The sequence below is a fragment of the Bartonella sp. AA83SXKL genome (assembly GCF_042196965.1).
Classification (GTDB): domain Bacteria; phylum Pseudomonadota; class Alphaproteobacteria; order Rhizobiales; family Rhizobiaceae; genus Bartonella.
The window spans coordinates 1-611 of record NZ_JBHIRG010000273.1 but is presented as its reverse complement, the minus strand read 5'-3'; the positions used below and the strand labels follow the sequence as shown (position 1 = coordinate 611).

The window sequence follows — 611 nt, the reverse complement described above, 5'->3', positions numbered from 1 at the left end:
ATTGATGGTGTCTTACATGAATTTTCATCAATTCCGGGTGTTCGTGAGGATGTTACAGATATTATTTTGAATATCAAAGAAATTGCACTTCGTATGCGAGAAGAGGGGCCTAAACGTATTGTTGTTTGTAAAGAGGGCCCTGGTGTTCTGAGAGCTGGGGATATCAGTACCGTCGGAGATATGGAAATTTTGAATCCAGATCATGTTATCTGTACCCTTGATGAAGAGGCTGAAATTCGTATGGAATTTATTGTCAATACAGGGAAAGGTTATGTGCCCTCTGATCGCAATTGTATTGATGATGCGCGAATAGGTCTTATTCCAGTTGATAGTCTTTATTCACCAATTCGTAAAGTGTCTTATAAGGTAGAGAATACCCGTGAAGGTCAAGTTCTGGATTATGATAAATTAACGCTTACAGTTGAAACGAATGGTGCTGTTAATGGAGAGGATGCTCTTGCTTTTGCAGCACGTATCCTTCAGGATCAATTAGCGTTGTTTATCAATTTTAAGGAGCCAGAGAAGCCAACTGTTGAAGAGTCTAATTCAGAGCTTGCTTTTAATCCCGCGCTTCTCAAGAAAGTGGATGAATTAGAGCTTTCAGTTCGTTC

General features: G+C 39.8%; 1 protein-coding gene. It reads left to right on the top strand.

The window, feature by feature from the left end:
* Nucleotides 1-611: DNA-directed RNA polymerase subunit alpha (locus ACFINO_RS11070; protein WP_375655898.1), on the top strand; the 611-nt coding region annotated here is incomplete at both ends.